We start from the raw sequence: 13,019 nt of genomic DNA on the forward strand, positions 1-13,019 counted from the left end.
TGGTCGTGAGGCCGGCCTGAACTCGGCATGAGATCATCCTGAGTTCTGTCGGTGGCCCACGGCCTCCGGCGTCAACTCGGCACACTCCAGGGGGAGTCAGAACATGCGATCCATACGGCCGTCGTCCACCGCCCGTCGAGGGGGGAACGCGCGCCGCAGAACCTCCCCCGTGCTGACCGCCGTCGCCCTCGCGTCGGCGCTCGCGCTGACGGCCACCGCCTGCGAGTCGGGCGACGACACGGGCGCGGACGGCCAGGCCTCCGCCACCGCCGCCGCGGGCTCCGGCGACGGGAAGATCAAGATCCCGGACGACATCAAGGACCAGCTCAAAGAGCACGGGATCGACCTCGACAAGTGGAAGAACGGCGCCTGGAAGAACTGGGACAAGGACGACTGGCTGCGCGAGGCCAAGGACTACGTCAACCCGATCATCGAGGGTCTGTGGGACCCGGACCGGATGCGGGATGCCGAGGACCCGGACAAGAGCGTCGACGACAGCGACATCTCCGGTGACCAGGGCGTGACCGACCCGGAGCCCGCGCCGGTGCAGGCACAGGCCGTGCCGGCCCAGTACCACGCCAACGCCCCCGAGGCGGGCAAGGTGTTCTTCGACTCCCCCGAAGGCACGATGGTGTGCTCGGCCACGGTCGTGAAGGACCCGGCGCACCCCGGCAAGTCCAACCTCGTGTGGACGGCGGGCCACTGTGTGCACGCGGGCAAGAAGGGCGGCTGGTTCCGCAACATCGCCTTCGTGCCGTCGTACAACGACTCGGCGAAGACGGCCGCGCAGCTGAAGGGCGCCACCCAGGAGCAGGTCGCTCCCTACGGCGTGTGGTGGAGCGACTGGGCGAAGACCTCGCAGCAGTGGATCGAGCAGGGCGGCCAGACGGGCGGCGACGGTGCCTCGTACGACTACGCCGTCCTCCATGTGACGCCGGAGAAGGGCGGTAACGGCAAGTCGCTGGAGGAGACGGTCGGTTCGGCGCTGCCGGTGGACTTCAAGGCCCCGGCGGTGGCGAAGGTCAAGAGCATCACGGCGACCGGCTACCCGGCGGCGCCGCCGTACGACGGCGAGACGATGTTCCGGTGCCAGGACAAGCCGGGCCGGCTCTCGCTCACCGCGTCCGACCCGACGATGTACCGCATCGGCTGCTCGATGACCGGCGGTTCCTCGGGCGGCGGCTGGGTGGCCACGGGCTCGGACGGCAAGCCGGCGCTGGTGTCCAACACCTCGATCGGCCCGGTCGAGGCGGGCTGGCTCGCCGGCCCGCGCCTGGGTGACGTGGCCAAGGGCGTGTACGACTCGGTCAGCGACAAGTTCGCCAAGCAGTGATCCGGCGGCGGTGGGCGGCTGACGGAACCCGTGTCTCACGGGAACCTTCACCGTCCCACCGCCGTTCTTCCCGAATTCCCCGGGCATAGTGGGGTGTTGCTTCCGGCGGTGTCCGCACGGAGGCGTCAGCTCCATCTGACAAGCACATGACATTCACGCGTTCCAACGGGGGATTTCGCACCATGCGTTCCATACGTACGCCCGTCGCGCGCCCGCGCGGCCGACGGCACACCCTCCTCGCAGCCACCGGCCTCGTCGCGGCGCTGGCGCTCACCGCCACCGCCTGTGGCGGTGGTGACGAGGACAAGGCGTCCGGCAAGCCCGGCGACTCCACCTCCCAGGCCGCCGACGCCGGCAACGGCAGGGTCAAGGTTCCCGCCGACATCGCGGGCAAGCTCAAGGAGCACGGCATCGATGTCGACAAGTGGGCGAACGGCGGCTGGAAGAACTGGGACAAGGACAAGTGGCTCAGTGACGCCAAGGACTTCGTCAATCCGGTGATCGAGGGGCTCTGGAAGCCCGACCGGATGACGTCCGCGAAGGAGGCCGACAAGACGGTCTCGACGAAGGACGCGGCGGCCGGCCAGGGCGTCAGCGACCCGGAGCCGGCGCCGGTGAAGGCCACGGCCGAGAAGACGCCGTACCACCGGTACGCGGCCCCGGTCGGCAAGGTCTTCTTCGACTCGCCCGAGGGCGCGATGGTCTGCTCCGGCACGGTCATCAAGGACGTGAACCACCCGGGCAAGTCCAACCTCGTCTGGACGGCCGGCCACTGCGTGCATGCCGGCGGCGAGGGCGGCTGGTACCGCAACATCGCCTTCGTCCCGGCCTACAACGACCTCGGCAAGTCCGAGGCCCAGCTGGGCAACGCCACCGCCTCGGAGATCTCCCCCTACGGCAACTGGTGGGCCGACTGGGCGTCGACCTCGAACGAGTGGATCCAGGGCGGCTCGGAGACGGGCGGCGCGGGTGCCGCGTACGACTACGCCGTGCTGCATGTGAAGCCGGAGCAGGGGTCGAAGTCGCTGGAGGAGACACTCGGAGGAGCGCTGGACGTGGACTTCACTGCCCCGTCCGCGACCAAGGTCACCGAGATGGGTGCCTGGGGCTACCCGGCCGCGCCGCCGTACAACGGTCTGAAGATGTTCAAGTGCATCGACCGGCCGGGCCGTCTGTCGCTGAGCACCAGCCTGCCGACCATGTACCGCATCGGCTGCACCATGACCGGAGGTTCCTCCGGCGGCGGCTGGTTCCGCATGGTGAACGGCAAGGCCGAGCTGGTCTCCAACACCTCCATCGGCCCGGCCGACAACACCTGGCTCGCGGGCCCGCAGCTGGGCCCGGAGGCCAAGGCGCTGTACCAGAACATGAGCAAGAAGTACGGCGGTCGGTGACAGCCACGCACTGAGCCGGACGCCCTGACACGTTGAAGGCCCGCCCCCTAAAGCGCCATCGGCGGTGGGGGCGGGCCTTTCACACGTGAAACGGGTCAGGCCGCCGACGCCGGAACATACGGCGCGAGATCCGCCGCCAGTTCCTCGTGCACCCGCGCCTTGAGCAGAGTGCCCTCCGCGGTGTGCTCGGCGGAGATCACCTCGCCCTCGTCGTGGGCCCGGGCGACCAGCTTGCCCTGGGTGTACGGCACCAGCGCCTCGATCTCGACCGAGGGCCTGGGCAGCTCGGCGTCGATCAGCGCCTGCAGCTCGTTGATGCCGAGGCCGGTGCGGGCCGAGACGGCGATGGCGCGCTTCTCGATCCGCAGCAGCCGCTGGAGCATCAGCGGATCGGCCGCGTCCGCCTTGTTGATCACGACGATCTCGGGTACGTCGGTGGCGCCGACGTCCCTGATCACCTCGCGCACGGCGGCCAGCTGCTCGTCCGGGTTCGGGTGCGAGCCATCCACCACGTGCAGGATCAGGTCGGACTCGCCGACCTCCTCCATGGTGGAGCGGAACGCCTCGACCAGGTGGTGCGGCAGATGCCGGACGAAGCCGACGGTGTCCGCCAGCGTGTACAGCCTGCCGCTCGGGGTCTCGGCCCGGCGCACGGTCGGGTCGAGGGTCGCGAACAGGGCGTTCTCGACCAGCACGCCCGCGCCGGTCAGACGGTTCAGCAGCGAGGACTTGCCGGCGTTGGTGTAGCCCGCGATGGCGACGGACGGCACCTTGTGGCGCTTGCGCTCCTGGCGCTTGATCTCGCGGCCGGTCTTCATCTCCGCGATCTCCCGGCGCATCTTCGCCATCTTCTCGCGGATCCGGCGCCGGTCCGTCTCGATCTTGGTCTCACCGGGACCACGGGTGGCGAGGCCGCCGCCCTTGCCGCCGCCCATCTGACGGGACAGCGACTGACCCCAGCCTCGCAGCCTCGGCAGCATGTACTGCATCTGCGCGAGCGCGACCTGCGCCTTGCCCTCCCGGGACTTGGCGTGCTGGGCGAAGATGTCGAGGATCAGGGCCGTTCGGTCGATGACCTTGACCTTGACGACGTCTTCCAGGTGGATGAGCTGGCCGGGGCTCAGCTCACCGTCGCAGATGACGGTGTCGGCGCCCGTTTCGAGGACGATGTCACGCAGCTCGTCGGCCTTGCCGGAACCGATGTACGTGGCCGCGTCGGGCTTGTCACGGCGCTGGATCACGCCGTCGAGCACCAGCGCGCCCGCGGTCTCCGCGAGGGCGGCGAGCTCCGTGAGGGAGTTCTCCGCGTCCTGCGCGGTCCCCGAGGTCCAGACGCCCACGAGCACGACCCGCTCCAGGCGGAGCTGGCGGTACTCGACCTCGGTGACGTCCTCGAGCTCGGTGGAGAGGCCCACCACACGGCGCAGGGCCGCGCGGTCGGAGCGGTCGAACTGGTCGCCGTCCCGCTCTCCGTCGATCTCGTGGCTCCAGGCGACGTCCTCTTCCATCAGGGCATCGGCCCGAAGACCTTCGGGGTAGGCGTGCGCGAAGCGCTTGGTGTCCTGGGAAGGGGAAGAAGAGGAGGTCATTGGGTCCTTACGTCGTTGGGGATACCGATTCGGCGGTTCGTAGTGCTCAACGCACGACTGCCCCGGGAGATTCCCGTGCCGCGCCGACCTGAAGATGGTCGCACGGGACGGGGCGTCTCGTCACGGTGTTATTCGTGGGTCCTCTTCTTGGCCGCCACGGGCTTCCAGTCGGGGTGGCCGGGCATGGGCGGTGTCCTCTCGCCGTACAGCCAGGCCTGGAAGAACCCGCGCAGGTCGCGGCCGGAGACGGTGGACGCCAGGGCCACGAAGTCGGCGGTGCTCGCCGCGGCGTCGCGGTGGCGGCTCACCCAGGCCCGCTCCAGCCGCTCGAAGGACCGGTGGCCGATCTCCTGGCGCAGGGCGTAGAGGACGAGGGCGGCGCCGTCGTAGACGTTCGGCCGGAAGATGCTGATCTTGTTGCCGGGGTCGGGGGCCTTGGGTGCGGCGGGCGGTCCGCCGGACGCGCGCCAGCGGTCGGAGGCGCCGTACGCGGCCTTCATGCGCGCCCGCATCGGCTTGTCCGCCTTCTCCTCGGCGTAGAGGGCCTCGTACCAGGTGGCGTGTCCCTCGTTGAGCCACAGGTCGGACCAGGTGCGCGGGCTGACGCTGTCGCCGAACCACTGGTGGGACAGCTCATGCACCATGATCGACTCGACGTACCAGGCGGGGTAGGCGGGCTCGGTGAACAGGTCCTTCTCGAACAGCGAGAGGGTCTGTGTCTCCAGCTCGAAGCCGGTGGCGGCGTCGGCCATGAGCAGTCCGTACGTCTCGAAGGGGTACGTCCCGACCTTGCTCTCCATCCAGGCGAGCTGGTCCGGGGTCTTCTTCAGCCACGGTTCGAGGGCCTTGCGGTCCTTCGTGGGCACGACGTCCCGTACCGGCAGGGCGTGCGGGCCCTCGCGGTGCAGCACGCTGGAGCGGCCGATGGAGACCTGGGCGAGCTCGGTGGCCATGGGGTGCTGGGTGCGGTACGTCCAGGTGGTGGCCCCTCTGCCCCGGTCGACGCCGGTCGGCAGACCGCCCGCGACGGCCGTGTAGCCGTCGGGGGCGGTGACCCGGATGGTGAACATCGCCTTGTCGGAGGGGTGGTCGTTGCACGGGAACACCAGATGGGCGGCGTCGGCCTGGTTGGCCATGGCGAGCCCGTCCGAGGTGCGCACCCAGCCGCCGTCGCGGTCCTGGGCGGGCGCGGTGTCGCTGGTGTGGCGCACGGTGATCCGCGTCCAGCTCCCCGTCGGCAGCGGCCTCCTGGGCGTCACCACCAAATCCTCGCCCGCTCCGGCGAAGGAGGCGGCCTCCCCGTCGACCTGCACGGAGGCGACCTTGCCGTGGGCGAAGTCGAGGTTGATCCGCTCCAGCTCGGTCGTCGTGAAGGCGTCGATGGTGGTGACGGCCTGGAGCGGCTTGTCGTTTGCGCCGGAATAGGTGAACGAGAGGTCGTACGACGCGACGTCGTATCCGGGGTTGCCGAGGTACGGGAAGAGGCGGTCGCCGACGCCGAGCGGGGCCACGGGGGCACTGGCGGCGAGGAGGCAGACGGAGACGGCGGAGGCGAGGAACGCTGCTTTCAGGTGCCCGGTCCTGCGGCGGCCCTGGGCGCGGGGGGTGTGCGGCATGCACCACCGCTACCAGCGCGCGCGTGCGTCACGGCGACGACGCGCGACCGGCCCACCCGAACGAGTTGCTCACGGTGTCGTCGCGTGATGCTGTGCCCTACTGACGTCGTAGACGCCGGGTACGTTGCGCATGGCCCGCATCAGGGCGGGGAGGTGCGCCGCGTCGGGGAGTTCCACCGTGTAGGTGTGGCGTACGCGCTGCTGGGTCGGGGGTTCGACCGTGGCCGAGACGATCTCGGCGCCCTCCAGGGCCATGGCCTCGGTGAGGTCGGCCAGCAGATGGGGGCGACCGAACGATTCGGCGACCAGCGTGACCCGGCACTCGGCGGCGTCCCCCCAGCGCACCGCGACCTCCGCACGCCCCGCGTTCTTCATGCGCGCCACCGCGGCGCACTCCACGCGGTGCACGGTCACCGCTCCCCCGCGCACGGAGAAGGCGGTGATCTCGTCGGGCGGTACGGGGGTGCAGCAGCCGGCGAGGCGGACGGTGGCGCCCGGCTGGTCGACGACGACGTTCGCGGTGCCGGGCCGCGCGGCGGAGCCATCGGGTGCCTCGGTCGTCCGGAACGGTGTCCCGGCCGTCCTGAGCGGTTTCCGGACGGTCGCTTGCGCCGTGGCCTCCGCGCCGTCCGGGTCCGGCGCCGTCTGCGCCGCGTCCGTATCCGCCGGCGCCGGATGGGTCGCCAGCCACCGCTGGATGGCGATCCGCGCCGCGGGGGTGTGGGCGTGCTCCAGCCACTCCCTGGAGGGCTCGGAGGCGGGGTCCTGGCCCATGAGGAGCTGCACGGTGTCGCCGTCCCTCAGGACGGTGCTCAGCGTCGCCAGGCGGCCATTGACGCGCGCCCCGATGCAGGCGTGCGCGTCCTCGCCGTACTGCGCGTAGGCGGCGTCCACGCAGGTCGCGCCGTCGGGCAGGCCCAGGGTGCCGCCGTCGGGCCGGTAGACGGTGATCTCGCGGTCCTGGGCGAGGTCCTCGCGGAGGGTGGACCAGAAGGTGTCGGCGTCGGGGGCGGCCTTCTGCCAGTCCAGGAGCCGGGAGAGCCAGCCGGGGCGGGTGGGGTCGACGCGCTCGCCGTCGCTCGACGCGGTCTGCTCCTCGGCGGAAGGGGCGTACGGGTTGCCCAGCGCGATGACGCCGGCCTCGGCGACCTTGTGCATCTGGTGCGTACGGATGAGGACCTCGGCGACCTGGCCGTCCTCGCGGGCGACGGCGGTGTGCAGCGACTGGTAGAGGTTGAACTTGGGGACGGCGATGAAGTCCTTGAACTCCGAGACGACCGGCGTCATACAGGTGTGGAGCTCTCCGAGGACGGCGTAACAGTCGGCGTCCTCGTTCACCAGCACCAGGATCCGACCGAAGTCCGCGCCGCGCAGTCGGCCGCGCTTGCGGGAGACCCGGTGGACGGAGACGAAGTGGCGCGGCCGGATGAGGACCTCGGCCGGGATGTCGGCGTCGCGCAGCACCGCGCGCATGGCCTCAGCGAACTCGGCGAGCGGGTCGTCGGCGCGCGAGTCGTTCTCGGCGATCAACGCGCGCGTGTGCTCGTACTCCTCGGGGCGCAGGATCGCGAAGACGAGGTCTTCCAGTTCGGTCTTGAGCGCCTGGACGCCGAGCCGTTCGGCGAGCGGGATGAGGACGTCCCGGGTCACCTTGGCGATGCGGGCCTGTTTCTCGGGGCGCATCACGCCGAGGGTGCGCATGTTGTGCAGCCGGTCGGCGAGTTTGATCGACATCACGCGGACGTCGCTGCCGGTGGCCACGAGCATCTTGCGGAAGGTCTCGGGCTCGGCGGCCGCGCCGTAGTCGACCTTCTCCAGCTTCGTGACGCCGTCGACGAGGTAGCGGACCTCCTCGCCGAACTGCTCGCGCACCTGATCGAGCGTCACGTCGGTGTCCTCGACGGTGTCGTGGAGCAGGGACGCCGTCAAGGTGGTCGTCTCGGCGCCGAGTTCGGCGAGGATCAGGGTCACCGCGAGCGGGTGGGTGATGTACGGTTCGCCGCTCTTGCGCATCTGGCCGCGGTGCGAGGACTCGGCCAGGACGTAGGCGCGGCGCAGCGGTTCGAGGTCGGCGTCGGGGTGGTGGGCGCGGTGGGCCTCGACGACGTGGCTGATCGCGTCGGGCAGCCGGTCGCGGGAGGCGGAGCCCAGCAGCGCGACCCGGCCCAGGCGGCGCAGGTCGATCCTGGCGCGGGCCTTGCGCCGGGGCACGGCCGGCGTCATCGCGCCCGCCACCGGGCCTGGGCTCACGGAATTCGTGGCCTCCGCACTCATGGGCACCTCCGGCTGCGTGGACCGGCGGACGGGGTGCCCCATGGCGGACACGGCTCAGGGGGTGGCAATGATTCCCCCGTCCGGGCCGGTGCTTGATGCTACCGAGCCCAGCACGCGCGACTGACCGCCTCTCGCCGAGCGTGAAACGGATCACCCATTCGAGCGACGGTTTCGATGTTTACGCTTTTGCGCCACTCGACTTGAGATCTCGCACGATGTCGAACCCGCGCCGACCCCTGGGAATCGTCTAGTGCTGTGACCGGAAAGGTTCACCGGCTCGCGACGCCCGGCACGGCCCCTCGCCGCGTTGTCGCATCACCCGAGTACATCCAGTACGCGGGTAATGCTCCGCCTTGCGAGGCACCGCACCGGACGCCGCGAGCTTCCCGGCAAACCTTTCCGGTCACAGCACTAGCCCGTGTGACACCTCATCAGGCCTCGCCGGGATGAGACGGCGAGGCTCCGCCACCCCGAAGGGGGACCCCATGCGCACCCGCCCCGCCCTCGCCGCTGTCTTCTGCGCGGCCGCCCTCTCCGCCTCGGTGTTCCCGGCAGCCGCGCACGCGGCGGGCGGGGCCGCGGCCAGTGACACGACGTTCAAGGTCTCCGTCGACGGCGGCAAGGACATCGTGCTCGGCCTGAACACGAAGAAGACCGTCACCATCACCTGGACCGCGAAGGACCCGGACGGTGTCGTCCGGTCGTGGGCCTACCTGTGGCACGGGCCGAACGTGGACGACATGGACGGTCACCTGCCGGCCTACCCGCCGGCGGGCACCTGCGCCGTGTCGCCCACCGACCCCACCACCTCCACCTGCGAGACGACCTTCACCGTCGACGCCGAGCGGGACGTCCGCGAGAACGCTCTCGCCGGCACCTGGAACGTGCTCGCGGAAGCACAGGACACTCACGACGACTGGACGGCGATCGACGTGGCCGGCACGGCGCGGATCAAGCGGAACGCCGTGGTGACGGTGAACGCCTCGCCCGAGCCGGTGCGCACGGGCCGGACCGTCACGGTCGCCGGCAAGCTGACCCGCGCCGACTGGGCGAGCCGCACCTACACCGGCTACCGGGGCCAGTCCGTCCAGTTGCAGTTCCGCATGAAGGGCAGCAACACCTACACCACCCTGAAGACCATCACCAGCGGCGCCGGCGGCGCGCTGAAGACCACCACCAGGGCCAGGACCGACGGCTACTTCCGCTTCGTCTTCGCCGGCACCGGCACCACCGGCCCGTCCACGGCCGCCGGCGACTTCGTCGACGTCAGGTGAGGGTGCCGGGCCTGCCCCGGCGGACACGCTCCCGGACCAGTGAGACCGCGATCACCAGGGCGGCGACCAGCAGGGACAGCAGTACCTGCACACGGCCGCCGCCCTCGCTGTCGTCGGTGAGCATGTAGACGAGCACGAACGAGATCATCCCGATCGTCGCCCAGGTCAGATACGGGAAGAGCCACATGCGGACGACGAGCTTCTCCGGGCTCTCGCGCAGGATGATCCCCCGCATCCGCAGCTGCGAGAAGCAGATGACCAGCCACACGAAGAGCGCGACCGCGCCCGAGGAGTTCAGCAGGAACTGGAAGACCGTGTCCGGCCACAGGTAGTTGAAGGCGACCGCGACGAATCCGAACGCCACCGAGGCGAGGATCGCCGTCTGCGGGACACCGCGGCTGTTCGTGCCGACGAAGGAGTGAGGGGCGTCGCCGCGCTGTCCGAGGGAGAAGGCCATGCGTGAGGCGGTGTAGAGGCCGGAGTTGAGACAGGACAGTACGGCGGTCAGCACGATGAAGTTCATGATCTCGCCGGCGTGCGGGATGCCGATCGAGTCGAGTGCGGCGACGTAGGAGCCTTTCTCGGCGATCGATGGGTCGTTCCACGGCAGCAGCGCCACCACGACGAGGATCGAGCCGACGTAGAAGACGCCGACGCGCCAGATCACGCTCCGGGTGGCCTTGGCGACCGCGCGCCGGGCGTCGGGGGACTCTCCGGCGGCGAGGGTGACGATCTCGCTGCCCATGAAGGAGAAGACGACCAGCAGGATGCCGGTGAGGATCGCGCCGGGACCGTGGGGCAGGAAGCCGCCGTGCCCGGTGAGGTTGTCGAAACCCGGCGCGGCGTGGTCGGAGCCGGGCAGTACACCGAAGATGGCCAGACCACCGAGGACGATGAAGCCGGTGATGGCGACGACCTTGATGCCGGCGAACCAGAACTCGAACTCGCCGAAGGAGCCGACGGAGGCCAGGTTCGCGGCCGTGAGGACCACCATCACGATCAGCGCCCAGGCCCACTGCGGTACGGCCGGCACCCATCCCTCCAGGATCACCGCACCCGCGGTCGCCTCCACGGCCAGCACCACGACCCAGAAGAACCAGTACAGCCAGCCGATCGAGAACCCGGCCCAGCGGCCCAGGGCCCGGTCCGCGTACGCGGAGAACGAGCCGGAGCTCGGGTTCGCCGCGGCCATCTCGCCGAGCATCCGCATCACGAACACGACCAGCGCGCCGACCAGCGCGTACGACAGCAGGATGCCGGGCCCGGCGGCGGCGATGCCGGAGGCGGAGCCGACGAAGAGACCGGCGCCGATCACCCCGCCGATGGCGATCATCGACAGGTGACGGTTCTTCAGGCCGGCCCGCAGGCCCGCCTGCTGTGCAGGCTGAACGCCGGTGGGCGGAGCGGTGTCTTGGGCCGGAGGCCCGGGGGGACGTGTAGTCATGTCGACATCCATGGGGTGGTTGGGAGGGCCATCGGGGAGCGGCTGCCCGGATCGCCGAAGGGCTGGTTCGCCGGATCGCTTCGGTGGGGGACGAGCGGGCGTGCATGCGGGGGCGGGGCAGGAGCGGTCATGGTCCTGACGATTCCCGCGGGCGTGCACGGTCCGGAGCGGTATCCGGAGGCCGCCGGTGACCTGGTCGTCACCGCGGGTCCGTGCCTCGCTCCGTCTCCTTGTGGGAGGTGAACCGCATCACTCGCGGAAATGGATTTGCGCAAGCGTATGAGTGGCCGGGGGGTGAGGTGTTTGTCCCCGGGGACAAACTCGCCCTCGATGGTTGTACGGTCCGCCAATGCGGAGCGGGGTCAGCCGCTGGGTGGCAGCCGCAGCTGGAGCATCGCCAGCAGCCGCTGGTCGGGGCGGCTCAGATCGAGACCGGTCAGCTCCTCGGCCCTGCGCATGCGGTAGCGCAGCGTGTTGGGGTGCACATGCAGCTGGGCCGCGGCCTCCCGGACGTCACCGAAGCAGTTCAGGTACGCCAGCAGGGACTCCGCCAGCCGGCCCTGGTGCCGGCTGTCGTGCGCGACCAGCGCGGTCAGCCGTGGATCCCGTATCTCGGGATGGGCGGCGAGCAGCGTCAGCATCTCGCTGACCAGGACCTCCGCCTGGATGTCCGGCAGCGCGGCGACCGCGGCGGGCAGACCGGCGCCCATCATGGCGTCGAGGATGCGGTCGGCCTCCCGGCGCGACTCGGAGGCGTCCGCGAGCCCGGACACCACACAGCCGACGGAGCCGCGCAGCGGCAGGCCGAGGTGGCGGCGCGAGGCGTCGGTGATCTCCTGGGCCCAGCCGCGCAGCGTGTCCGTGTCGATACCGCGTCCCAGCTGGGGCAGCAGCACATAGATGCGCGGATCGAGCTGGGTGACCAGCGCGCTGCGGTGCCGGGCGGCGATGTGCACGGAGATCAGGTTGGTGACCTCGGAGTGGGTCAGCTCCGGTGACGCACCGGCCGGGCCCGTCCCCGGTACGGCGACGGCGCCCGCGGTCCCGTACGAGAAACCCAGGACGGCGGCCGGGCGGGTGGCGTCGAAGCCCAGGTGGGTGGCGAGCGGCTGCGGCCCGGTGCTGCCCTCCAGCAGCCCGGCCAGCAGGGTCCGGGTGAGCGTCAGGTCCTCGGAGAGTTCCCTGCGACGGCGTACCAGGTGGTGCGCTGCGACCCGGGCGGCACCCAGCAGCGCCTGCTCCGAGTGGTCGGACAGCGGAGTCGAGCCCTCCTGCACCCAGATGGTCCCCAGCTGCCGGTCCCCCGACCGCACGGCCACCGCGAGCCGGGGGCGGATGCCCAGCTCCGGGTGGCTGTCGATGCCGATCACCTGGTCGCTGGAGTGCAGGTGCTGGAACACCCCCCACTCGCGCAGCTTCGCCAGGTACGCCTCCGGGCCCTGCCAGCCCAGGATGGAACGCCGGCGCAGGTCGTCGATCTCGTCGGAGTCGGTGGAGCGGGAGTAGGCCAGCACCCGGTTGGCGGCGTCCTCGATGCTGACGATGCCGCCCGTGAGGATGGCGGTGGTCTGGGCGAGCGAGAACAGGTCTCCGCCCTCGGCCCCTTCGCCGGGGTGGCCGGGGGACGCGTCGTCGAGGGCGGCGCGGGCCAGCGCGTTCACCTGCTCCCAGCGTGCGTCGCCGCGCAGCGACAGCAGGGCGACGCCGGCTTCGGTGGCGGTCTCGCCGAGGACCCCGGCCTGGCCGGGACCGTCCAGCTTCACCACGACGGCGGCGGCACCGTCGCGGGCGGCGGCCCGCAGCGCGGGCAGTGCGGCCCGGCCCCGCGCACCGATGACGAGGACCAGCTCGCCGGCCCGGGCCGTCGGAGGGTCCTCGGGGTCGAGCAGGGCGACATCCCGGATCACCACGTCCAGCCCGAGCGGAGCGGCCTGCACCTCCACCAGCGAGTCGCCCAACGCCATCAGCAACTGCCGCAGGCCGATGCCGGCTGGGGGCGGGGACACCGCGGCCGATTCCATGATCGTCGCCCTCTGCTGGGAGCCAGGCCGGACTCCGATGCTAATCGGTAGGGGCGAGGACCCACAGGGCGTCG

The 13,019-nt window shown here is 70.8% G+C and carries 8 protein-coding genes; 3 read left to right on the forward strand and 5 right to left on the reverse strand.

What is annotated here, in order from left to right; translation table 11 throughout:
• Positions 1–103 precede the first annotated feature (103 nt).
• Positions 104–1,333 (forward strand): trypsin-like serine peptidase, encoded by a 1,230-nt coding sequence (locus IG99_RS10635; RefSeq protein WP_037672128.1) that lies wholly within the window; start codon positions 104–106, stop codon positions 1,331–1,333.
• 182 nt (positions 1,334–1,515) lie between these two features.
• Entirely contained in the window at positions 1,516–2,727 is a 1,212-nt protein-coding gene (locus IG99_RS10640) for a trypsin-like serine peptidase (RefSeq protein WP_037672129.1), read from the forward strand.
• A 95-nt stretch (positions 2,728–2,822) separates the two neighbouring features.
• Here the strand turns inward: IG99_RS10640 and hflX are convergent, their stop codons facing one another.
• The 3 genes from hflX to IG99_RS10655 form a co-directional block, all read right to left on the reverse strand.
• A complete protein-coding gene (gene hflX, locus IG99_RS10645; protein ID WP_037672130.1) occupies positions 2,823–4,316 on the reverse strand; it encodes a GTPase HflX in 1,494 nt (497 codons plus the stop codon).
• Between the two features lie 128 nt (positions 4,317–4,444).
• Positions 4,445–5,932 carry a M1 family metallopeptidase gene (locus tag IG99_RS10650; RefSeq protein ID WP_037672131.1) on the reverse strand — a complete coding sequence of 496 codons (1,488 nt, stop codon included), beginning with the start codon at positions 5,930–5,932 and terminating at the stop codon, positions 4,445–4,447.
• A gap of 69 nt (positions 5,933–6,001) precedes the next feature.
• Positions 6,002–8,206, reverse strand: a complete 2,205-nt coding sequence (locus IG99_RS10655; RefSeq protein ID WP_037672132.1) for a RelA/SpoT family protein — start codon at positions 8,204–8,206, stop codon at positions 6,002–6,004.
• Positions 8,207–8,691: 485 nt separating this feature from the next.
• Between IG99_RS10655 and IG99_RS10660 the strand changes: the two genes are divergently transcribed.
• Positions 8,692–9,480 (forward strand): hypothetical protein, encoded by a 789-nt coding sequence (locus IG99_RS10660; RefSeq protein ID WP_037672133.1) that lies wholly within the window; start codon positions 8,692–8,694, stop codon positions 9,478–9,480.
• On the opposite strand, the gene IG99_RS10665 is transcribed toward IG99_RS10660, so the two are convergent.
• Together IG99_RS10665 and IG99_RS10670 are read right to left on the reverse strand one after the other, a co-directional pair.
• On the reverse strand, positions 9,473–10,924 hold the full coding sequence (locus tag IG99_RS10665; RefSeq protein ID WP_037672135.1) for an amino acid permease: 1,452 nt from the start codon (positions 10,922–10,924) through the stop codon (positions 9,473–9,475). The genes IG99_RS10660 and IG99_RS10665 overlap by 8 nt on opposite strands.
• A gap of 362 nt (positions 10,925–11,286) precedes the next feature.
• Positions 11,287–12,930, reverse strand: coding sequence for a PucR family transcriptional regulator (locus IG99_RS10670; RefSeq protein ID WP_234311793.1), 1,644 nt, complete (start codon positions 12,928–12,930; stop codon positions 11,287–11,289).
• Positions 12,931–13,019 lie beyond the last annotated feature (89 nt).

Source organism: Streptomyces griseus subsp. griseus (genome assembly GCF_000720255.1).
In the GTDB taxonomy this organism is placed as follows: Bacteria; Actinomycetota; Actinomycetes; order Streptomycetales; family Streptomycetaceae; genus Streptomyces; species Streptomyces griseus_I.

What these genes read in the sequence shown, in the direction of transcription:
- IG99_RS10665 (WP_037672135.1), bottom strand. Translation starts at nt 10,924, where the DNA reads ATGACTACACGTCCCCCCGGGCCTCCGGCCCAAGACACCGCTCCGCCC.
- IG99_RS10660 (WP_037672133.1), top strand. Translation starts at nt 8,692, where the DNA reads ATGCGCACCCGCCCCGCCCTCGCCGCTGTCTTCTGCGCGGCCGCCCTC.
- IG99_RS10655 (WP_037672132.1), bottom strand. Translation starts at nt 8,206, where the DNA reads ATGAGTGCGGAGGCCACGAATTCCGTGAGCCCAGGCCCGGTGGCGGGC.
- hflX (WP_037672130.1), bottom strand. Translation starts at nt 4,316, where the DNA reads ATGACCTCCTCTTCTTCCCCTTCCCAGGACACCAAGCGCTTCGCGCAC.
- IG99_RS10640 (WP_037672129.1), top strand. Translation starts at nt 1,516, where the DNA reads ATGCGTTCCATACGTACGCCCGTCGCGCGCCCGCGCGGCCGACGGCAC.
- IG99_RS10650 (WP_037672131.1), bottom strand. Translation starts at nt 5,932, where the DNA reads ATGCCGCACACCCCCCGCGCCCAGGGCCGCCGCAGGACCGGGCACCTG.
- IG99_RS10635 (WP_037672128.1), top strand. Translation starts at nt 104, where the DNA reads ATGCGATCCATACGGCCGTCGTCCACCGCCCGTCGAGGGGGGAACGCG.